Origin of the sequence: Plantactinospora mayteni, assembly GCF_016862935.1 — a bacterium.
GTDB classification, from domain to species: Bacteria; Actinomycetota; Actinomycetes; order Mycobacteriales; family Micromonosporaceae; genus Plantactinospora; species Plantactinospora mayteni.
The window spans coordinates 66,702-87,071 of sequence record NZ_BONX01000053.1 but is presented as its reverse complement, the minus strand read 5'-3'; the positions used below and the strand labels follow the sequence as shown (position 1 = coordinate 87,071).

The window sequence follows — 20,370 nt, the reverse complement described above, 5'->3', positions numbered from 1 at the left end:
TGCGCTGCATGACGACCTTCACGGCCGTGACCTACAACGTTCTGGCCCAGTCCTTCGCCCACCGCGATCGCTATCCCCTGTCCTGTCCGGAGGCCCTCGACCCGACCCGCCGGCACGCCCTGCTGCTCGCCCGCATCGACGAGCTTCGCGCCGACCTGCTGTGCCTACAGGAACTCGAGCCCGCGATCTACGATGACCTGCGCGCTCGCCTGCTGACCACCCATCACGCGGCCTACGTCCAGCGCCGCCAGCGCCCCGATGGGGCGGCCGTCTTCGCCCGTCGCTCCCTGTTCGGCTGGCTCGGACACGATGAGCTGCACTTCCAGACGCAGCGTTCCGGCGACCACAACCTGGCACTGGTCGTCCAGCTCACCATCGACGACCAGCCGCTACACGTCGCGTGCACCCACCTGGCGTGGCAACCCGAGTCGACGCCGCGCGCCGAGCATGTCGGCTACCACCAGATGCGCGAACTCGTCACGCACCGCGACGCGGTGGCCCCGACCGCCACGTGGATCTTCGCCGGCGACTTCAACGCCACCTCGCAGAGCATAGTGCTGGCGCCCGCACTGGAGCGAGGTATGGAGGAGAGCTGCCGCAGCCAGCGGCCGTGGGACACCAGCGCCGTCAACGGCCGGCCCCGCAAGCTCGACTACCTGCTGTTCTCAGCCGGCCGACTCCAGCCACGCCCCGCTACCCTGCCCAGGCTCTCTCGCGACACCGCGCTGCCGTCGCTGACCGAACCCTCGGACCACCTGCCACTTCGGGTTGACTTCTCACCGGCTCCACCACGACCGCACCCCGCCGTCGTCGACGACGACGACCGACATCACGGTGGGCGTCGGCTCGACCCAGCCGGCTCGCCCCGAGGCGGAACACCGGAGTCACGACAGGGGCAGCGATGACGACGATCGCGTTCATCGGTGATGTCCACGGCTGCGTGTTGCATGCGCTCGGCGCGTTGGTGGCGCTGCAACGCCACCGGGGGATCCGGCTGGACGCCGCGATCCAGGTGGGAGATCTCGGTGCCTACCCCACTCCGGATCGGCTGGACGGGCCGAGCCGGCGATTCGCAGCGGAGAATCCTGCCCAGGCCGATTTCTTTCGTCTGCTCGACCCCTCGCCGCAACTTTCATCGGCCGTGAGCCTTGCCCTCGCGCAGGTGCCGCGGGTTCTGTTCGTGAGCGGTAACCACGAGGACTTCGAGTGGCTCACCAGCCTCCATCAGGCGGAAGGCGCCAACGTCGTACCGGTGGACCCGTCGGGCGCCTTCCGTCATGTCGCTTGCGGCCACAAGACCGTCATCGCGGGTCAGAGGACCGCCTTTCTCGGCCGGATCGAGTCCGCCGGCTACATGGACCTTGACACCGCCGAATACGCGAACCTGCTCGCAGCCGAACCCGGCAGCGTCGACATCCTCGTCACCCACGACGGCCCGCACGGCATGTGCCAGGACTGGCACGGGCGCGCCGAAGGCTCGGTGAAGTTGGCCAGACTCATCGAGCATCTCCAACCACGACTGCACGTCAGCGGTCACTACCACCACGAGAACGGACCGCGTCGCTACGGTCGTACCCTCTCCTATGCGCTCGCCGAACTGGTCTACCCGAAGACGAGTCGACGACGTCCCGAACGGGCCAACCCCGAGCAACAGGTCGCGCGGGGAAGCATCGGTCTGCTGGACACCGAGACGTACGCCTTCGAGTACGTCCACGACGGATGGCTTGCCGAAGTGAGCGGTGATCACTTCGATCTCGGCGGATTCGTCTCACCAGCAGGGAACGGGTAGGCCGACGCGGTGGGCCAGATGCCGCTGGACCGCTCCGGAACCGCGACCACGAGGCGTGGGACCTGGTGGAGAGTTTCATCCGCGCCGAGATCGGGCGGAGACACCCGAGACTGCCGAGGGCAGGGGCCCGGGCTGATCAGCTGACCGGCCCGGGCCCCTGCCGTCGGATCAACTGCTCCGGCCCTTGTCAGCCAGCTTCCTGGCAGGGACTTTGCACACTGTTGCTCATCCGTGAGACGTAGTTCCCCGATGCGTCTACAGCGCGAACGGACCACCAGATGTCGCGATCCACCGGCAACCAGCACGGCCGCTCCCCACACGCGCGCCGCGCGTACTGAGTTCACTGCCATCGTTCGTTGTCCTTCTCGTGTCGTCACAGGTGATTGCGGGTGAGGCCTCACCTGGAGACACGACGGGGTAGGACATCCGGTTCATCCCCGCGCCAAGCATTTGCACCTGCCCTCGCCGGAGATGCCCGTCGGGTCTCAGGCGGGGTCGGTCCGGTCGAAGGGCAGTCGCAGGACGAGGCCGTCGGTGATCGACGCGTTGGACAGGTAGAGCCGGTTCAGCTCGTCAGCGGTGAGCGCGCGGGTGAAGACGCGTACCTCGTCGAGGGCGCCGGCGAGCCGGTCGACGCCGTCCGGCCGCTGGCCGACGTACAGCCCCAGGATGTCGGTGGGGTGTCCAGCGGTGACCGATCCGGCCGGGGCCGTCCCGGTGCCCACCCGCACCCCGTCGACCCAGAGCAGCACCTGGGTGGCGGTGCGTTGCACGGCCACGTGGTGCCAGCCGCTGTCGCCGTACGCCGCCGGGGACTGCGCCCAGCCCGACGCCGTGCTGCTCTCCACCCAGCCCATGAGCCGGTTCTCGGCCGGATGGGCGCGCAGCCAGATCTGCCCGGTGGCCGTGCCGTAGTCGTACCCCCAGAGCATGGTGTGCCTGTTCGGGCCGCCGGCGTACCTGAGCCAGGCAGCCACCGTGAAGTCGCCGGAACCCAGGTCGAGCGAGCCGCTGAACGGCACGTGCACGTGATCGTCGACCCCGTCGAACGCCAGCGCGCTGCCGAACTTCCCAGCGGTCAGGGTCGCGCCGCCCCGGACGAGGCCGACGTTGCCGGCGCCGGAGGTGTCCGGCGTGGTCGGGCTGTTCGCCGTGAACGGCAGCCGCAGCACCGCGCCGGAGGCCGTGATGGCGTTCCGGGTACGGATGTCGCCGATCTCGCTGCTGCTGAGCGCCCGCTTGTAGATCCGTACCTCGTCGAGTTGGCCCTTGAACCGCTGCGTGGCGTCGAGCCGCTGGCCGACGTACACCTTGAACGGCCGGCCCGGGCTGATCGAACCGGTCGGCGCGGCGGCGCTGGCCACCACGGCGCCGTCCACCCAGAGCCTGAGCTGCCCGGCGGCCCGTTGCAGCGCGACGTGGTGCCACGCGTTGTCGTTGTACGCGTTCGTGCTGCTCACCGAGGCGCTGACGCTGCCGCTCTGGATGAAGCCACGGATCCGGTTGCTGCCCGGTTCGGCGCGCAGCCAGAGCTGGGAGAAGTCGCCCTGGTTGTAGGCCCAGAGCACGGCCTGGTCGGCGGTGCTGGTGCCGTATCGGATCCAGGCCGTGGCGGTGAAGTCGCTGGCGCCGATCGCCAGTGACTCGGCGAACGGCACGTGTACGTGGTCGTCGACGCCGTCCAGGGTGACCGCGTCGTCGAACCGGCCCGCGGCCAGGGTGGCCCCGCCGCGCAGTCGGGCGTCGTTGTTCGCGCCGGACAGGTCCGGGCTGACCACGCCCGAGTAGTCGTCCGGCAGGCCGAGGTCACTCTCGGTGAACCGGGCGAAGCGGATCTCGTCGCGGGCGTCGCCGGCCGTGGTGTCCGGTCCGGCCTCGTAGAGCAGGCCGATCTCCCCGGTGGCGAGTTCGGTCAGATCCGAGTAGCCGGACCGGTCGGCGGTGATCTGTTTCGGCGCCGCCGAGGTCCAGGTGCTGCCCTCGTTGTACGAGGACCAGATGGTCAGCTTCTTGCGGGCGCCCGGGTCGGCGGGTGAGGCGAACAGCACCCGGTTGTACCGGTCGCCGTCGTCCGTGGCGCGCAGCCGCAGCGTCGAGCCCTGGACCTGGGGCGTGGTGGGCAGGTTGGCAACACCGGCGAACGGCGCCTCGAAGGTGGCCGCGCCGTCCCGACTGACCGCGTACGCCCGGGTCGGGGTGGTGGCGCCGTTCTGGTTCCGGGCGGCGGCGTAGATGCCGCCGTCGGTGCGCTCGAAGAGCGAGAGTTCCTGGGGGATGAGGTCGGTGGTCGCCCTGATGTCGGTAGCGCCCCGCCGCCAGGTGTCGCCGCCGTCGTCGCTGTAGACGAGCGCGGCGCCGTTGCGGTTGGTGCCGTCGGAGAAGTTGACTCCGGCGACCAGCCGGCCGGCGTGCGCGCCCCGGCCGAGTTGGATGCCGTGGCTCGGGCCGGTGGCGTACCAGCCCCAGTCCGGCATGTCGATCTCGGCGGCCAGGCTGCGCGCCGTGCTCCAGGAACCCGGCGCCCCGTCGTTGTCGCTGTACTGCACGTACGGCGTGCGTGGCCGCGTGGTGGTGCCCGGGTTGAAGGTGGAGAGCAGGATGATCCGGCCGGTGGTCAGGTCCACGATCGGCGTCGGGTTGCCCCGGGTGGCCGCGGCCGACGGGTCGGTGTCGGTGCCCTCCAGCACCACGTCGGGCGCTTGGCTGACCGGCGGTACCCAGGTCCGCCCACTGTCGAAGGAGCGGCGCATCACCAGGTCGATGTGGCCTCCGTCGTTACACCACCCGGGCCCGGAGATCCGTTTCTCGGCGAAGGCCAGCAGCGTGCCGGCCTTGGTCCGGACGATCGCGGGGATGCGGTAACACTGCGCTCCGAAGGTGTCCCGCTTGAAGATCGGCTCCTGCACCAGCGCGGCGTGCGCCGGTCCGGTTGGCGCGACCGTTGCCGTGACCAGCACGGCGGTGGCGAGCAGTGTGCTGGCGGCGAGCGAGGCCGCCACCTGGCGGGCTGATCGACGGGCGGACCAGGGCAACAACCGCATGACGTAGCTCCCGACGTGTAGATAGTTGTCACAGTCATCGGCCTGACTGAAACTAATCACCGGCTTCGCCGCCGTCAACTGCCGTGCCGCGCGTCAATCCCGTTCCGCTCTGGGGAAGTTGCCGATCACGCTCGCCGCGGTACCAGGCGTCTATCTCGGCTGTCAGCGCGTCCTCGTCCGGTGTCGCCGGTCGCGCGTGATCGATCCAGCGGAGCAGATCCCGTGCGAGCTGGGTCGCGTCTTCCCGATCCCGGCCCTCGCCGGCGGTGAGATACTCGACGACCGGGCCGGAGAGGGGATCGTCCGCGTCGCAGCGGGCGCACAGATGACGCTCGTGGACAACCGGGATCCGGTTTCCTGCCGCGTTCGTCCAGGTGCCGGGACGACGCAGGACGGCGAGGACGTTGTCGGTGCCGCAACGATGGCACGGCCAGTCACCGGTCATGCGCGTCCGATCGCATCCGCGCCGAGCAGCGCCTTGACGTCGCCGTAGAACGCCGGTCCCGGGGCGACCTGGAACGGCTTGAGGTTCAACAGCACGCTCCGTCCGCCGTGGCCGTCCAGGCGTACGTGTACGGGCGCCCGACCGGGATGTGTCGTCAGGATGTACTTGAGTTCCTGGACGAGTCGGGGGTTCACCTGTGTTTGCTGGAGCGCGATCACCACGGGTGGCTCGGTGTTCGGCTGCGAGACGTCCAGCGGGGTGATCTCCTCACCGTAGATGCTCGTCGTCTCGTCCCGTACGTTGATCCGGCCTCGGACGGAGATCACCCGGTCCTGGGCCAGTGCGTCGCCGTACTGGGTGTAGGTCTTGGGGAAGATCAGGCACTCCACGGCGGCGTCGTGGTCTTCGAGGGTGACGATCGCCCACGGGTTGCCCTGCTTGGTGATCTTGCGTTGCAGGCCGGACACGATGCCGCTCACCTGGATCGCCCGGTCCTGCCGTGCAGAGGTGAGCAGGTCGGCGATGGTCGTGTCGCGGTTGGCGTCCAGCACGCGTTCGGCCCCGTCGAGTGGGTGGCTGGAGACGTACAGGCCGAGCATCTCGCGTTCGAAGGCGAGCAGGGTGGTTCTGTCCCACTCTCCCGACGGGATGGCGATCGAGAAGCCGGCACTCTGGCCCAGCTCGCCGAAGAGCGAGTCCTGGCCGTGGATCTCGTTGCGCTTGATGTCGACGATCGCGTCGACGGCCTGTTCGTGTACCGCGACGAGGGCCCTGCGGTGGTGCCGCAGGCCGTCGAACGCGCCGGCCTTGGCCAGTGATTCGATGGCCCGCTTGTTGCAGACCACGGGCGGGACCTTGCCGAGGAAGTCGTTGAAGTCGGTGTAGGGGCCCCTGGTCTCCCGGGTGGCGGTGATGGCTGCCACGACGGCGGCGCCGACGTTGCGTACCGCGCCCAGGCCGAAGCGGATGTCGGAGCCGACGGCGGCGAAGTCCAACTGGCTGGCGTTGACGTCGGGAGGCAGCACCCGGATGCCCAGGCGTCGGCAGTCCGACAGGTAGACGGCCATCTTGTCCTTGTCGTCCCGGACCGAGGTGAGCAGTGCGGCCAGGTATTCCTGCGGGTGGTTGGCCTTGAGGTACGCGGTCCAGTAGGAGACGAGGCCGTACCCGGCGGTGTGTGACTTGTTGAACCCGTAGCCACTGAACGGGACCAGCACGTCCCAGACCGCCTTGATCGCCTGGTCGGAGAAGCCACGGGTACGCATCCCGGCGGAGAAGCGGTCCCATTCGGCGTCCAGGACCTCCTTCTTCTTCTTGCCCATCGCCCGGCGCAGCAGGTCGGCCGCGCCGAGGGAGTACCCGGCGAGCTGCTGGGCGATGGCCATCACCTGCTCCTGGAAGACGACCAGGTGGTAGGTGTCCCCGAGGATGGGTTCGAGCGCCTCCTCGAGTTCCGGGTGCAGCGGTTCGACCGGCTGCTTGCCGGTCTTGCGCAGGGCGTAGTTGGTGTGTGCGTTCATCTCCATCGGGCCGGGTCGATAGAGTGCGTTCACCGCGGCGATGTCGGTGAAGGTGCTGGGCTGCATGAGCTTCAGCAGGACCCGCATCCCGCCGCTGTCGAGCTGGAAGACCCCGAGCGTGTCACCGCGGGCCAGCAGTTCGTAGGTCCTGGCGTCGTCGAGCGGGACGTCGAGGATGTCGATGTCGATGCCCTTGTTGGCCCGGACGTTGGTGATCGCGTCACCGATGACGGTGAGGTTGCGCAGGCCGAGGAAGTCCATCTTCAGCAGGCCCATGTCCTCGGCCTGGGTGAAGGGGAAGCCGGTGATCACCGGGCCGTCGGCCTTCGGCTTGACCAGCGGGATCACGTCGATCAGCGGAGCGCTGGAGAGGATGACGCCGGCGGCGTGGATGCCGGTGCCCCGGGTCAGACCCTCGAGGCCCACCGCGCTGTCGATGACCTGTTTGACCTCCGGGTCCTGCTGGTACATCTGGCGCAGCTCGGCCGCTTCGCCGTGGCGGGGGTGCCGCTCGTCGTGGATGGCGGCCAGCGGGATCTCCCTGCCGCCGTCCGCCGCCGGGAAGGCTTTGCTGATGCGGTCCCCCAGGGCGTACGGCAGACCCAGCACCCGGCAGGAGTCCTTGACGGCGGCCTTGGCCTTGATGGTGTTGAACGTGACGATCTGGCAGACCCGGTCGTCGCCGTACCTGCGGGTGACGTAGTCGATCATTTCGTCGCGCCGCCGGTCGTCGAAGTCCAGATCGACGTCGGGCATGGTGACGCGCTCCGGGTTGAGGAAGCGTTCGAAGATCAGCTTGTGTGCGATCGGGTCGAGTTCGGTGATCCCCGTGCAGTAGGCGACGATCGAGCCGGTGGCCGAGCCACGGCCGGGGCCCAGGCCGATCCCCTGCTCACGGGCGTACCGGCAGATGTCGGCGACCACCAGGAAGTAGCCCGGAAAGCCCATGGTGTCGACGACCGACAGTTCGTGGTCGACGCGGTCGAGCACCTCCCGCGGCACGGCGTCGCCGTAACGGCGACGTGCTCCCCGCAGGGTCTCCTGGCGCAACCAGCTCGACTCGGTCTCGCCATCGGGGACGGGGAAGCGGGGCATCAGGTCCCGGTGCGCGAACACCTCGGCGTAGTCGCCGGTCCGCTCGGCGATCAGCAGGGTGTTGTCGCAGGCTCCGGGTACGGCATCGTCCCACAGCGCCCGCATCTCCGCTGCCGACTTGAGGTAGTAGCCGCTGCCGCTGAACCGGAAGCGGTCGGTGTCGGCGAGCCGCTTGCCGGTGCCGACGCAGAGCAGCGCGTCGTGCGCCCGGGCCTGGTCTTCGGTGACGTAGTGCGAGTCGTTGGTAGCCAGTGGTGGCAGGTCGAGGTGCCTGCCGAGCCGGAGCAGTTCGTCCCGGACCCGGCGCTCGATGGCCAAACCGTGGTCCATCAACTCCAGGAAATAGTTGTCCTTGCCGAAGAGGTCGCGATACCGCGCGGCGGCCTCGACCGCCCGGTCGTACTGGCCGAGCCGCAGCCTGGTCTGCACCTCGCCCGACGGGCAACCGGTCGTGGCGATGATGCCCTGGCGGTGCTCGGCGAGCAGCTCGTCGTCCATCCGGGGGTACTTCTGGACATGGCCCTCCAGCCAGGCCCGGGACTGCAAGCGGAACAGGTTGCGCAGGCCCCGGGCGTCGGCCGCCCACATCGTCATGTGCGTGTAGAGACCCCGGCCGGAGACGTCACCGCCCTCCCCGGTCTCGTCGTTGGACCGGCGTAACCCGAGGTTGTCGCTGTAGTACGTCGACTGTCGGTGATGCCGGGAGGCGGGCGCGACATACGCCTCGATGCCGATGACCGGCGTGATCCCCGCCTTGCGGGCCGACTGGTAGAACTCGTACGCCCCGTGCACGTTGCCGTGGTCGCTCATCGCCACGGCGGGCATCCCCTGCCGGGACACCTCCGCCATCAGCGGGCCCACCTTGGCGGCCCCATCGAGCATGCTGTATTCGGTGTGCACGTGGAGATGCACGAAGGAACCCACTGACGACCACACCCCCTGGCTGTAGGCTCGCCCTCGACCGGAGCATTCGACCCGAGGGCAGACCCAGTTGTCCAACAATCAACACGCCGACGAATCACAACCAACGGTTGTGGACAAGGGTGCGGCGGATCTTGATGTCGGCGCGGTCCGTGCCTTCGTCGCGGTCGCCGAGGAGCGCTTCTTCAGCGAGTCCGCCGCCCGGCTCGGCATCAGCCAGCAGGCCGTCTCCAAGCGCATCGCGGTACTGGAGAAGGACCTCGGCGTGGCGCTGTTCACCCGTACCTCTCGGGGCGCCCAGCTCACCGTCGACGGGCAGGCGTTCCTGCCGCACGCGCGCACGCTGCTCCGGGTCGAGGCGCGTGCGGTTGCCTCGGTGCGGCCCGAACGCCGCACGCTGCGGATCGACGTACTCAATCGTCGGGTCGGACCGGCGGCACTACTGCACAACTTCCACCGGGCGTACCCGGACATCGACCTCGACGTCGTGACGCTCGTCGATATCGGTGTCGACCAGGCTGTCGACGCCATCGAATCGGGAGCGATCGACGCCTCGTTCCGGGCCGTCACCGTACCCGAACAGCAACTCCGGGAAGGCGTCATGGCGGCGCGGGTCCTGGACGATCCCCACCAACTGCTCACCGGACCGGCCCACCCGCTGGCCGCCGCCCGCGCGGTCACCCCCGCCGATCTCGTCGGACACCGGATCTGGATACCCGGAATCGTGCCCGGCACCGAATGGGCCGCCTACTACGACGATCTTGCCGCCGCGTTCGGGCTCACCATCGAGCGGATCGGCCCCAACTTCGGCACCGACCACCTGCTGGACGTACTCGCGGACTCTCCGACGCTGGCCACCCTCACCGGGGAGCAGGTCCGGTTGCTCTGGCCGGCAGACTACGACCTGCGACGCATTCCGGTGCGCGAACCGACGCCGGTCTACCCGCACTCACTGATCTGGCACCGCGACAATCCGCACCCCGGCCTCGCCACGCTCCGCAACTACATCCGCTTCGCGCAGCGCCCGCACCGTGACGCCGAGACCTGGGTACCGAAGTGGGCCATGCCGCGTGCGTGGTCGTGAGGCCGATGGCTGCGTCGACCAGCGCAGCAGACGGCTGCATGGGGCCCGCCCTCGAACCGGAGCGAGGCGGTGTCGCTGCGTCGATTCAGGCGGCCATACCTATCGAGGATGAGTAGCGAAACTCAGGTCACGACGAACCGATCCCGGGATCTTGCTCGTATGTCTCCTCTCGGTTCGGCCGCCGCCGCGCCAGGGCAGGTGCCGCGGGGCACGACTGGTGATGATGTACGCGTGGACGAACTGATGGCCCGGCCACGGGTGTTTCCCGGTCTACCCGGTCGGTGTCTGCCGGCGCTGCTGGGCGGGTTGGGCGGTTGCCTGTTTCTGGTGGTGTGGACGTCACCCCGCTACGCCAACGGACTGCCGCCGTTCATCGACACCCCACGGCACGGCGGCCTCCAAGGCGGCGGATGGGCGTTCCTGCTGGTGCCCGTCGCGGCCACGGTCGTCGGGCTCTGCGCGCTGCGGTGGTGGCCGTACCTGCTGGTCGTCGCGGGTCTACTGACCGTGCCCGACGTGTTGTCGACGTCGGCGGGGCTGACCTTTCCGCTTGCGGTCAGCGCCGTGGCCAAGGCCGGGTACCCGCTGGCGATCCTGGGCGTGCTGGCGTGCGCCCAGAGCCTCGTACCCCATTCGACCGGCTGGGGCGCGGCAATCACCGGCCTCTCCACCGGCGCCCAACTGTTCGGCTCCGTCATCGCCGGCGCGGGCTGGCTGACCTCGAACAGCGATATCCCCGCCTGGCACACCGGCCTGGCCGTGCTCGGGTTCGTCGGAGTGTCGTGGGCGGCGTGGCGCGGCAGGCGCGGCGACCCCGGCGCGATCGGGCTGGTCGACGCCGCAGGCTGGTCGTGGCGCCGGGGCCGGCTGGTGGTGATCGGCGCGCTGGTGGCATGCCTGGCGCTTCCGCTGGCCCTCTTGACCACCGAGCGAATGGCCGCGCTGCTCGGGGTGAACTTCACCGCCCTGTACCTGCGCAGCTTCGTGGAATCCGCCATTGTCGGGGCGATCACCCTGGTAGCCGCGACCGGCATCGGCCTCGTCGCGGGCCTCTGGTCGGTCGGCGCGGCGCTGATCGCGGCGACGATGCGGATCGCCGTCGTGGCGCCGATGATCATCGCTCTGGCCGCCCTGGCGTTCAGCGGGCCGCTGGGGTGGCTCTGCGCGCTGGCCGGTGTGCTGCTCGGTGCGGTCGTGGCCGGCAGTCGGTGGCGAATACCGCTGGCCAGCGCGCTGACGGTGCTGGCCGCCGTGGCGCTGTTCATCGCCTACGCGGCGACCTCCGGACAACCCGAGAAGCTGGCGGATCAACGAATCGCCATCCCGGCATCACTCATCCTGGTCGTGATCACCGCGGCGGCGACCGCGGTCGTCGGCGCCACGGCTCCGGTGCTGGCGCCGCGCGGCGCCCTCCCCGCCATGCTGGGACCGGTAACCGCCGTACTGGCCGCGGGTGGGCTCCAGACCGTCCAGACGACCTACCTGCGGGACGGGTCGCCGGTAGGGTCCTACCTCAACCCGGTATTCCACCTGACCACGTCGGCCGTGCTGCTACTGGTGGCGGGCGCGGCGATCGGTGGCCTGGGTTTCGCGCAGCAGATCGCCGTACGCCGGGCCGAGCGGAAGCAGGCGGAGCAGATCCGCCAGGACGCCGCCACCGCCGAGCGGGAACGGCTGGCCCGCTCCATCCACGATGGCGTGTTGCAGGTACTGACGCTGGTGCAGCGCCACGGCTCCGACCTCGGCGGTCAGGGCACCCAACTGGCCACGCTCGCCGCCGAACAGGAGGTGGCCCTGCGGACCTTGCTCACCGGAGCAGCCAGCCCCCATGCCGACGGTGATCAGGATCTGGGGGCGCTTCTGACGGCTCTCGCATCTCCTCGCTTCGAGGTCGCGGCGCCGGCCGAGCCCGTACTGCTGCCGGCACACACCGCCGGGGAACTGGCCGCGGCGGTGCAGGCCGCCCTGGACAACGTACGCCGGCACGCCGGCCCCGGCGCCCGCGCCTGGGTGCTGCTGGAGGACGAGGAGGACACGGTACGCGTCACCGTCCGCGACGACGGGATCGGATTCCTCCCGGAGCGGCTGGCCGAGGCAGCCGAGGCGGGCCGGCTGGGCGTTGCCCAGTCGATGCGTGGCCGGATCGCCGACCTCGACGGCACGACAACGATCTCCAGCAGTCCAGGCGAAGGAACCGAGGTCGAGTTCTCGGTTCCGCGGCGGGCGCACCGAACCTGATGCTCTACACCGGCCCGTGACCGACCTCCAGCGCCACCGGCACGCCGTTACGGGTGCCCGGGCCGGTACCGAGAGCCCGGCCCGGGCACCCGCGCCGGATCGGGCTACGGCACCGTCACCGTCCGCCACGTCCAGCCGTCGTCCGAGAGGCAGATTCGCTGGTCCGAGAAGATCAGGTAGCGACCGGCCGCCTGGTGCGAGGGTGTGATCGCGCCCAGTTGCGTCAGTTCGGCCGGGCAGCCGGGCAGTCTCATCGGCTGGTACCGGCTGCCGTCGCGGTTGACCCGGAGCCCCTGGTCCGACAGGAGGACGTGAGCGCCGTCGGCGGTGACGAAGCCCGGACCCGGGACGTCGGCCACCGCACCGCCGGGCAGCGGCAGCCAGGTCGTACCGCCGTCGGTGGTGCGGTACGGATCCTGCACGTTGTCGTCGCGGCGGATCAGCGCGTACGCGGTCCCGCCCGCGTCGGCCGCCACTGTCGGTAGGTACATTCCGGCGATCCTCCCGTGGTTCACCGTGGCCGGCACGCCGGCAGTGAACACGTGGGTGCGCCAGGTCCGGCCACGGTCGGAGCTGGCCGCGATGGCCGGCTTGTTGGTGACCGGGTCCACTCCGGGCACCCACAGGTGGGCGCCGAGCGGGATGTTCGTCTGGCCCGTCCACCAGTCCTGGACCGTGATCCCGGTGGGCTGGTGGGCCAGCGGTGCGAACCGGCCACTGGCCGGGTTCACCGTGTAGAGCTGGCACGGCGAGGGCTGCCCGACGAAGCGGCAGTCGACCGGCCGGGTGCCCGCCGGCACCGTGGCGACCGGCTCCGGTTCGACCACCGCCCGGCGCCACGTCCGGCCCTCGTCGACCGTGGTCCAGAGCCGGTCGGTCGCCGACGGGCTCGGGGCGCCGTCCGCCGGCTCAGCGGAGGGCGACACCTGCGGCGAGCGCGACGGCTCCAGTTCTTTCAGGCTGACCACCCTGAGCTGCTGCCAAGCGAGCACGCCCCGGCCCAGCGGGACGATCACGGCGGATGGCGACGGGGCGGCGCTGTCCGCCGTGGGCGGCACGGAACGGCGCAGCCAGGTGGCACCGGCATCGTCCGAGGCGTACAGCTCGGGGCCGCAGTCCCGGCAGCGCTCGACCACCGCGTAGAGGTCGGCGGGGCCGGTGGCCACGACGCTGGTGACGCGGGGCCAGCCGGTATCAGGGTCGACGCTGGGAGACGGTGTCGGAGCGGCAATTTGCGGGCCGCCGGTGACCGCGTACCCGAGACTGGTCGCCACCAGCGCGGCGATCACGACCGCGACGCTCGACGCGGTGGCGCGGCGCCGGTGCCGGCGCACCCGGGCAGCCCGCTGCCGGATGACGGCGAAGTCGGGCTGCCGGGCGGCGTCATCGGCGTAGGTTCGCAGCCCGTCGAAGTGCGGCTCATGCATGGGGTACCTCCTCGGACAGCGGGGCGGGATCGTCGGCGAGGAAGCGCGCGAGCGCGGCCCGGCCGCGGGCCAGCCGCGCCTTGACCGTGCCGGTCGGCACCCCGAGCGTGGCGGCGACCTCGCCGACCGGCAGGTCGGCGAGGTAGTGCAGCACCACCGCCTCGCGGGTCGGCGGTGCCAGCCGCCGCAGCGCGGCGAGCAGCGCCACCCGGTCGGCGGACAGCCCCGGCACAGCGGCCGGAGTCACCTCGACCCGGCCCGCGCGGACGAGCCGGTCGAAGACCCACCGGCGCTGGTAGCGGGTCCGGGCGACGTTGAGGGCCACCACCCGCAGCCAACGTTCGGAGTCGTCAGCATCGATGAAGGACCTCGGCGCGGCCAGCACCCGGGCGAACGCCTCCTGCACCGCGTCCTCCGCCTCGGCCAGGTCGCCGACCAAGCCGAACACCTGCGCCACGAGCCGCCGGTAGTAGACCTGGTACGCCTGGCGCACCCTGTCCTCGGCATCCACACGCTCTCCCCAGTTCGACGATCGTTTCAGGAAGGACCAGCGGCGCCACCGTCCGGTTGCACCGCACCTGTCTCCCTCGACGAAACCGGCCCGCGGCTGCGTTGTTCCCAGCCCTCGACTCCCCCGCCGTTGACACACCTGTGCGACACGCCGGTAACTACATGACTCGATCTCGTCGCGGAACGTAGGCTCCCCGGCAGGGTGCCTCGCACCGAAGCCCGAGGCAACCCGTAGTCCACCACCGTCCGTTCCCAGCGCCGAATCGGGCGATTCGCCCTGCCTGCCTCGGTGCCATCAGTGCTGGCGTCGCCAGGCTTCGACCCGACCGCTTCGAGGAGGTTGCGTGCAGACAGTTACTCGCCCCGGTCAGTCCTCGGACCAGAATGACGCCAGCGACGGCGTCGACGAGTCGGCATTGCCGGAGCTGGAGGACCCCGACTGGATGCACCACGCACGAGAGATCGCACAGACGAGCTTCTGGGCGGTGGCCCGGCGCCTGCCTCGCCTCGTGCGGGAGGCGATCGGGGTGGCGTGGGCCACCAGCCGCCGGGACACCGTCGCGTCGATCGGCCTGAACATCGCCGCCGGGGTGATGACCACCTTCGGGCTGCTGGCCACGACCACCGTGCTGACCGAACTGTTCGCCGCCGGGCCCACCCCGGACCGGGTACGCGCGGCCCTGCCCGCGCTCCTGGTCGCGGCGGCGGCCGTGATGGCCAAGGGCGGCCTGACCATCGCCGCCGGCTGGGCCCAGGCCCGGCTCGTACCCCAGATCAACTACCGGGTGGAACTGCGGATGTTCGAGGCGACCACGGCGGTCGAGCTGGCGGCGTTCGACGATGCCGGGTTCGCCGAGGAGATGGACCGCGCCCGGGACCGTGGGATGCGCGAGGCGGCCTCGATCGTCGACAACACCGTCAACCTCATCACCGGGGTGGTCGGGGTGCTCGCCACCGCCGCCGCGGTCGCGGTGATCCAGCCGATCCTGCTGCCCTGCCTCCTGCTCGCGGCCGTGCCCGAGGCGATCACCGCGGTGCGGATCGCCCGCCGGCAGTACCTCAACCTGCTGGCCCGGATCACCCGCCGCCGCCGGATGTGGATGCTCGCCACCCTGATGGCGAACCGGCACACCGCCGCCGAGGTTCGCGCCTACCAGATGCGCGAGTTCCTCCTCGGCGAGTACCGGCGGATGATGAACGCCGAGACCGAGGCCGACCTCGACCTGGTCCGCTCGCAGACCACCACCCGGGTGTTCGGCGCCTCCGTCGCCGGGCTGGCCAGCTTCGCCGTCTACGCCGTCCTCGGCGGTCTGCTGCTGGGCGGCTGGGTCGCGCTCGCCGCCGCCGCGACCGCGCTGCTGGCGTTGCAGACCGCCCATTCCAGTCTCGGAATCGCCGTCTTCGCGACCAACTCGCTGTACGAGGACGCCCTCTACTACCAGGACTACCGTGACTTCCTCGAGCGGGCCCGGGGCCGGACCCGGCCGGGCGGCGGCCAACCCATCGACGGGTTCGACGTCATCGAACTCGACCGGGTGAGCCTGCGTTACCCGGACACCGACAACCCGGCGGTGGACGAGGTCAGCCTCACCGTCCGGCGTGGTCAGGTGATCGCCCTGGTCGGCGAGAACGGGTCCGGCAAGACCACTCTCGCCAAGCTCATCGCCGGCCTGTACCAACCGACCTCCGGCACCATCCGCTGGGACGGCGCCGACACTGCCGAGCTCGACCCGCAACTCCTCGGCTCGCACGTCGCGGTGATGACCCAGGACTGGTGGAAGTTCCCGTTCACCGCTGGGCAGAACATCCTCATCGGCCGGCACGACCGGCCGGCGAACGGGCCGGGGCCGAGCATGGAGGATGCTGCCCGAGCGGCTGCCGCCCACGACATGGTGCTCGAACTGCCGTACGGCTACGACACCCTGCTCGACCGCGAGTTCAAGAACGGTCACGACCTGTCCGGCGGCCAGTGGCAGCGGCTGGTCGCCGCCCGGAGTCTCTATCGGGACGCCCGGCTCCTGGTCTGCGACGAACCCTCCGCCGCCCTGGACGCGAGGGCCGAGCACGCCATGTTCCAGCACCTGCGTCGGCACCCCGACCGGCTGATCGTGCTGATCACGCACCGGCTCGCCAACGTGCGGCACGCCGACCAGATCTACGTCATGCGGGAGGGGCGACTCGTCCAGCAGGGCAACCACGAAGACCTGATGGCGCAGGACGGTCTCTACCGGGAGCTGTTCGACCTACAGGCCGCCGGCTACCTGGCCGAGTCGCCACCGGCCCCCGTCCAGCGAAGTTCGTGATCTCTTCGCCAACGTCGCGTACGGCCTTGATGGTGGGGCGATGGCCCCGGAAGGTCGCCGTCGCTGGCATCATCCCGGCCTTCAGCCCGCCTCATGGGTGCGGTCGGCGCGGCTGCGGGGCGACCGGGTCTGCGGCCAGGCCCGGCACCGCATCGGCATGTATCCCGGTCCAGCTCAGGCACCCGGACTCCGCCAGGACGAAGATCGCCGGGAATCCCTCGATACCGAACGCGTGACGCATCGCGTTGTCCGCGTCGACGACGATCCGGGCCACCGGGTCGAGCCGATCGAGGAACCGGGCCGACGCGTCCGGCCCGGTCACCACGGCGAGCACCCGCTCGGAACCGCCGGGCCACCGCGCCGCCACCGCCCGGAACCGGGCGCGCTCACGACGGCAGGACGCGCAGGTGGGACTGAAGAAGCCGACCAGCGTGGCCGCCGGTACGTCCGGGGTGACCGCCCGGCCACGGGTGTCGTACCCGAGGAAGTCGCCCACGGTGTCACCGCGCGGAAGGGCACGCGCGGGAACGCCCTGCCTCTCCACCTCGGACAGCAGCTCGGACTGGTAACGCAGGCGCCGCACGACCGCGACCAGCAGCGCGGTGTTGAACGCGCACACGGCGCTGCTGAGCACGACGACGGCGACGAGCACGGACATGACGCGGCCTCACAGTCGAGCGGTGAACAGAGACGTGATCTCGTGCAGGCGGGTGATGAAAGCGGCCAGCGCGACGGCGCCCACCGCGCAGACCAGCATGGTGTCCCAGCGCATCGATCCGGCCCCGGTCGCGGCGTGGGTGCTGACGAGTCCACCGATCACCAGGCCCAGCAGCAGGACGTTGCGGGCGATGGCGGTGCGGCGGGTGGCGGAGACCGACGAGCCGAAGCAGCCGCACTCCAGCGCCTGCCCGGACTCCGGGGACCGCGCCAGCGCCCAGGTGAAGCCGCACAGCAGCACGCCGGCCACCCCGAGTCCAGCGGAGGATAGCGGGCCGGCGGACGCGGTCACCGCCACGGTCACCTCGCCGGCGATGACGAGCCGGGCGAGCGCCGAGGCCGGTGCCTCCGGCAGGCCCGTCAACAGGCGGGTGGAACGGCGAAACCGGGCGTAGGCCGCCCGGCTGCGAAGCTTGCTGACCGCGGAGAGCGCGAACACCACGACAACGGCGCCGCGGCAGACGAGGGCGAGGTACGGGAGCGCGGCGCTCATCCGAGTTCCCGTCGGTTCTCGGCGGCGACGGTCAGCAGCGGGATGTGAAAGTCGTCGGGGTACGGCTCGTCCACCGCGACACCGTCCACCGCGACCCAGGCGTGCGCACCAAACGGCGCATACCGCCGTACGCCGGCGTGCCACACGGGCCAACGGCCGTCGAGCCGGCACAGCAGTACGGTGGCAATCGAACGCGGCAGGCAGCCGAGTGGACCGCTACAGAAAGCGCTGGTCATGACGGTGTCCCGGCGTGCGGTGGCCGCCTCCGCCCGGCTCGCCGGACGCGCGCCACGGCTCAGGCGCCGCAGTACCCGATGAATGCGATCGGGCCGCTGCACGGCCAGCAGCCTGGCCACGGCGACGACCGCGCGCACGACCAGCCGCCGCCGCAGACCCAAGCGCCCGGGGTCGTGCCTGAGTACCTGCTCCGAGGTCACCCCGCGACCACCAGTCCGGCCGCCTCCAGGTCGGCGATCAGCCCGGGCACGTCCGCGGCCATCACCGCCGGGTCGCCGTCGAACTCCTCCGCGAGTCGTGCCGCCGCGTACTCGGGGTTCCCGTCGGCCAGCAGCGAGGCGAGCACCGTCGCCGCGGTCGGGTTGAGCGTCCAGTACTGGCCGGATGTCGAGTCCAGGAGTACGCCGCCGTATTCGGTCGGTGTCCAGGACACCCGGTCGGGGAGCTTCCAGGTCATGGTCTTTCCCTCATCGGATAGCGGGTGCGGGTTCCACGGTGCGCAGCCAGGTCTCGCAGGCCAGCGTCTGGTCGAGGTCGTACCAGGTGCGGTCGTCCGGATTGCGTACGGCCGCGCGCAGCGCGGCGGCGTCTAGGAGGCCGTGTCCGGCCAGCCGCGAATCGTCGGCGAGTGCGAGCAGGTCGTCGCGGTGCCGGTGGGCGCCACGGTCGGCGGCGATCGAGGTGTCGGCCTTGGTGTCGCGCGCGAGCAGAGCCGGGGGCACCACCCCCCGCATGGCGGCGCGGATCAGGGGCTTGTAGTCCCGGGGTGAGGTGACGTGGGCGGGGTGCGCCGACAGGCATGCCTCGAGAACCTGGTCGTCGAGGTACGGCAGAGCCGCGGTCACCCCGACCCGGCGTGTCGACTGGGCGAGGTGCCGGGCATTTGCCGCACCTGCGTACACCCCCGCGAGCCGGCCGTGCAGCCCGCGGTCGCCGGAGAGCGGCACCGCCCCGACCGCCCGTTCGCGCAGTGCCCTGGCCAGCCCTGCCCTGGCATCCGCGGTGAGCCACGGCGCTGTCGCGACTGGTGCTCCCCAGCCGAGGAGCGGACGCGCGTGCGCGGCTCCGGCGCCGTCAAGGTCTCTGCCGAGGTCTTTGCCGAGCGACGCCATCCAGCGGCCGTACGAGCGTCTGTCCACGACCGCGCGCAGCGTGTCCCGGCGTCGCCACCGGTATGCCGCGCGCAGCAGCCGAAGGTGACGAACGGCCTGCCAGGGATGCGTTGTCAGCAAGGTCAGTTGCATCATGGGGTCGGCGGTGAGCAGTTCGTCACCACCGAACCCGGTGAGACGGGTACGAGCACCGTGCGCCGCGGCCCGCCGGGAGACCGCGAGGAAACTCGCCCGGTACAGCACTGCCGCGGTCGGCTCGTCGAAGCGGTCCTCCGCCCCGAGGACGCCCTCGTACGGCAGGGGGTTCGCCTCGCCGTCCACCACTTCGTGGATCACCGAGCCGAGTTCGGCGGCGGCCCGGCGGGCCCACGGCAGGTCGTCGTCGAGCGGGTCCGGGCTGACGCAGGTCAGTCCTACCACCCGGCTCCCGCCGTGCACGGCCAGCGCGCACAACGACGTCGAATCCATCCCGCTCAGGTCGCTCGCTATCACGTCGTGGGCGCCCGCGCGTACGGCCACGGCCTCGGAGAGCGCCCGACGCAGGCGGTCGGCGGCGGTGGCCAGGTCGAGCACGGGTTCGGGAGCACGCCATCGGGTCACGGTGCGCGGGGCCGCGCCGCGATCCAGCAGCAGTCGCTCGTCCGGAGGTACGGCGTGCACTCCGCGCCAGACCGGCTGCCAGAAGATCGGCCAGGGGGCGTACGGGGCGAGCATCCGCAGGGCGAGCGCTTCCTCGTCGACCTGGGCTCCGTTGAACCCGGCCAGTACGTCGGCCCGGTCGCCGGCGGCGGTCTGCTCCCCCACGGAGACGTAATAGACCCGCCGGTATCCCGACAGGCTGCCGTGCACCGCCGTCCCCGCCGGGGTCGCGGCGAGCGCGTGGAAGCTTCCGGGGAGGCCCTGGAGGGCGGCACACATCTGCTCGGCGTCACGGGCGCCCGCACCGCGTCGTTCGAGGTCGCCCGCTGCGAGGCGGTGTTCGCCCAGCGCGACGAGGCGGCGGTCGCCCAGCTCGGCCACCGCCACCTCGTCGTCCGCCCACCGGCCGAGCATCCACGGGCGCCCGGAGGCATGGGTGAGGATCCGCAGCCCAGTGACCCGCTGCCGGAGCGGCTCGGCGAGCGCGCGACCGGCGTCGGTGTCCGGGACGGCCACGAACCACGAAAGCCCGGATGCCAGGTCCGGAACGGCCACCATGGGCCCTACCCCTCTGCGTCGGTACGGTGGGCTCGTGCCGTCAGCTACAGATCGAGCGCGGCTTCTGGGTCACGAACGACTCCCGGCAGTTGGTGAACAGGCTGCCGGCCGTCTTGCGGGCGAAAGTGCCCTCCTTCCGCAGGGTGGGCCGCTCGTAGGTCTTCTTCTTCACCATCGATGTACCTCCTCGGTGTGGGTCGGGCTCCGGCGTCCCGAGCCCGTCGTGCGAGCACTATCCGAG

General features: G+C 70.8%; 16 protein-coding genes. 5 read left to right on the top strand and 11 right to left on the bottom strand.

What is annotated here, in order from left to right:
- Positions 1–8 precede the first annotated feature (8 nt).
- Positions 9–905 carry an endonuclease/exonuclease/phosphatase family protein gene (locus Pma05_RS34685; protein WP_203861745.1) on the top strand — a complete coding sequence of 299 codons (897 nt, stop codon included), beginning with the start codon at positions 9–11 and terminating at the stop codon, positions 903–905.
- On the top strand, positions 902–1,789 hold the full coding sequence (locus Pma05_RS34680; RefSeq protein ID WP_203861744.1) for a metallophosphoesterase family protein: 888 nt from the start codon (positions 902–904) through the stop codon (positions 1,787–1,789). Before Pma05_RS34685 ends, Pma05_RS34680 begins: the two co-directional genes overlap by 4 nt.
- 485 nt (positions 1,790–2,274) lie before the next feature.
- On the opposite strand, the gene Pma05_RS34675 is transcribed toward Pma05_RS34680, so the two are convergent.
- Genes Pma05_RS34675 through dnaE form a run of 3 tightly spaced genes read right to left on the bottom strand, consistent with a single transcriptional unit; the run spans position 2,275 to position 8,814 of the window.
- Positions 2,275–4,830, bottom strand: coding sequence for a sialidase family protein (locus tag Pma05_RS34675; protein WP_203861743.1), 2,556 nt, complete (start codon positions 4,828–4,830; stop codon positions 2,275–2,277).
- A gap of 52 nt (positions 4,831–4,882) precedes the next feature.
- A complete protein-coding gene (locus tag Pma05_RS34670; protein WP_203861742.1) occupies positions 4,883–5,275 on the bottom strand; it encodes a DUF6300 family protein in 393 nt (130 codons plus the stop codon).
- Positions 5,272–8,814 carry a DNA polymerase III subunit alpha gene (dnaE, locus tag Pma05_RS34665; protein ID WP_203861741.1) on the bottom strand — a complete coding sequence of 1,181 codons (3,543 nt, stop codon included), beginning with the start codon at positions 8,812–8,814 and terminating at the stop codon, positions 5,272–5,274. The genes Pma05_RS34670 and dnaE overlap by 4 nt, the downstream gene beginning before the upstream one ends.
- Positions 8,815–8,923: 109 nt before the next feature.
- Here dnaE and Pma05_RS34660 point away from each other — a divergent pair, with 109 nt between their 5' ends.
- A complete protein-coding gene (locus Pma05_RS34660) occupies positions 8,924–9,895 on the top strand; it encodes a LysR family transcriptional regulator (RefSeq protein WP_203861740.1) in 972 nt (323 codons plus the stop codon).
- Between the two features lie 231 nt (positions 9,896–10,126).
- On the top strand, positions 10,127–12,133 hold the full coding sequence (gene macS, locus Pma05_RS34655) for a MacS family sensor histidine kinase (protein WP_203861739.1): 2,007 nt from the start codon (positions 10,127–10,129) through the stop codon (positions 12,131–12,133).
- 104 nt (positions 12,134–12,237) lie between these two features.
- Here macS and Pma05_RS34650 read toward each other — a convergent pair whose 3' ends face one another.
- Positions 12,238–13,560: a beta propeller repeat protein gene (locus Pma05_RS34650; protein WP_203861738.1), complete on the bottom strand. Its 1,323-nt coding sequence runs from the start codon at positions 13,558–13,560 to the stop codon at positions 12,238–12,240.
- Positions 13,553–14,071: a sigma-70 family RNA polymerase sigma factor gene (locus Pma05_RS34645; RefSeq protein WP_203861737.1), complete on the bottom strand. Its 519-nt coding sequence runs from the start codon at positions 14,069–14,071 to the stop codon at positions 13,553–13,555. Before Pma05_RS34645 ends, Pma05_RS34650 begins: the two co-directional genes overlap by 8 nt.
- A 343-nt stretch (positions 14,072–14,414) precedes the next feature.
- On the opposite strand from Pma05_RS34645, the gene Pma05_RS34640 reads away from it, so the two are divergent.
- Positions 14,415–16,373 (top strand): ABC transporter ATP-binding protein, encoded by a 1,959-nt coding sequence (locus Pma05_RS34640; RefSeq protein ID WP_307836986.1) that lies wholly within the window; start codon positions 14,415–14,417, stop codon positions 16,371–16,373.
- Positions 16,374–16,464: 91 nt separating this feature from the next.
- Here Pma05_RS34640 and Pma05_RS34635 read toward each other — a convergent pair whose 3' ends face one another.
- From Pma05_RS34635 to Pma05_RS43070, 6 genes are read right to left on the bottom strand one after another with little or no spacing between them, the layout of a single operon-like run.
- Complete coding sequence (locus Pma05_RS34635; protein ID WP_203861736.1) at positions 16,465–17,031, bottom strand: thioredoxin domain-containing protein; 567 nt, start codon at positions 17,029–17,031, stop codon at positions 16,465–16,467.
- Positions 17,032–17,040: 9 nt separating this feature from the next.
- A complete protein-coding gene (locus Pma05_RS34630) occupies positions 17,041–17,583 on the bottom strand; it encodes a MauE/DoxX family redox-associated membrane protein (protein WP_203861735.1) in 543 nt (180 codons plus the stop codon).
- On the bottom strand, positions 17,580–18,020 hold the full coding sequence (locus Pma05_RS34625) for a lasso peptide biosynthesis B2 protein (protein ID WP_203861734.1): 441 nt from the start codon (positions 18,018–18,020) through the stop codon (positions 17,580–17,582). Before Pma05_RS34625 ends, Pma05_RS34630 begins: the two co-directional genes overlap by 4 nt.
- On the bottom strand, positions 18,017–18,277 hold the full coding sequence (locus tag Pma05_RS34620; protein ID WP_203861733.1) for a lasso peptide biosynthesis PqqD family chaperone: 261 nt from the start codon (positions 18,275–18,277) through the stop codon (positions 18,017–18,019). Before Pma05_RS34620 ends, Pma05_RS34625 begins: the two co-directional genes overlap by 4 nt.
- Before the next feature lie 10 nt (positions 18,278–18,287).
- Entirely contained in the window at positions 18,288–20,129 is a 1,842-nt protein-coding gene (locus Pma05_RS34615; RefSeq protein WP_203861732.1) for an asparagine synthase-related protein, read from the bottom strand.
- A gap of 40 nt (positions 20,130–20,169) precedes the next feature.
- Entirely contained in the window at positions 20,170–20,304 is a 135-nt protein-coding gene (locus tag Pma05_RS43070) for a keywimysin-related RiPP (RefSeq protein WP_239313714.1), read from the bottom strand.
- Between the last annotated feature and the right edge of the window lie 66 nt (positions 20,305–20,370).

Coding starts and splice junctions, on each gene's coding strand:
- Pma05_RS34685 (WP_203861745.1), top strand. CDS start 9: ATGACGACCTTCACGGCCGTGACCTACAACGTTCTGGCCCAGTCCTTC.
- Pma05_RS34680 (WP_203861744.1), top strand. CDS start 902: ATGACGACGATCGCGTTCATCGGTGATGTCCACGGCTGCGTGTTGCAT.
- Pma05_RS34675 (WP_203861743.1), bottom strand. CDS start 4,830: ATGCGGTTGTTGCCCTGGTCCGCCCGTCGATCAGCCCGCCAGGTGGCG.
- Pma05_RS34670 (WP_203861742.1), bottom strand. CDS start 5,275: ATGACCGGTGACTGGCCGTGCCATCGTTGCGGCACCGACAACGTCCTC.
- Pma05_RS34650 (WP_203861738.1), bottom strand. CDS start 13,560: ATGCATGAGCCGCACTTCGACGGGCTGCGAACCTACGCCGATGACGCC.
- Pma05_RS34635 (WP_203861736.1), bottom strand. CDS start 17,031: ATGTCCGTGCTCGTCGCCGTCGTCGTGCTCAGCAGCGCCGTGTGCGCG.
- Pma05_RS34630 (WP_203861735.1), bottom strand. CDS start 17,583: ATGAGCGCCGCGCTCCCGTACCTCGCCCTCGTCTGCCGCGGCGCCGTT.
- Pma05_RS34620 (WP_203861733.1), bottom strand. CDS start 18,277: ATGACCTGGAAGCTCCCCGACCGGGTGTCCTGGACACCGACCGAATAC.
- Pma05_RS34615 (WP_203861732.1), bottom strand. CDS start 20,129: ATGGTGGCCGTTCCGGACCTGGCATCCGGGCTTTCGTGGTTCGTGGCC.
- Pma05_RS43070 (WP_239313714.1), bottom strand. CDS start 20,304: ATGGTGAAGAAGAAGACCTACGAGCGGCCCACCCTGCGGAAGGAGGGC.